The sequence below is a fragment of the Dietzia sp. IBK-p2-15D genome (assembly GCF_057773105.1).
In genome coordinates, this window is sequence record NZ_JBYMTK010000065.1 from 1 (window position 1) to 474 (window position 474).

Annotated in this window: 2 protein-coding genes; both read left to right on the forward strand. The window is 52.5% G+C overall.

What is annotated here, in order from left to right; genetic code table 11:
• Nucleotides 1–205, forward strand: a 205-nt coding sequence (locus AC3DEV_RS16880) for a permuted SH3 domain-containing protein (RefSeq protein ID WP_488372849.1), incomplete at its 5' end; no start/stop codon positions are given.
• A gap of 24 nt (nucleotides 206–229) precedes the next feature.
• On the forward strand, nucleotides 230–474 hold a 245-nt coding region (locus tag AC3DEV_RS16885; protein WP_224482582.1), incomplete at its 3' end, for an efflux RND transporter permease subunit.

Here is a 474-nt window from a genome sequence, read left to right on the forward strand (position 1 = left end):
GGCACTCATTCTGGATAAAGACGATGTCGTGCAGCTACGCGAAATCGAAGCCAGCAAAGCCATCGGCGACCAGTGGGTTGTCACCTCTGGCTTGCAGGCTGGCGATCGGGTGATCGTTTCCGGCTTGCAACGCATTCGTCCGGGTATCAAAGCACGAGCAATTTCCTCCAGCCAGGAAAACGCCAGCACCGAATCGAAACAATAACGTTGCAGGCTTAAGGGGACTTTCATGGCTAACTATTTTATTGATCGCCCGGTTTTTGCCTGGGTACTTGCCATTATTATGATGCTTGCAGGCGGTCTGGCGATCATGAACTTACCGGTTGCGCAGTATCCGCAGATTGCGCCACCGACCATTACCGTCAGCGCAACCTATCCGGGTGCCGATGCGCAAACGGTAGAAGACTCGGTCACTCAGGTGATTGAGCAAAATATGAATGGGCTTGATGGCCTGATGTACATGTCTTCAACCAG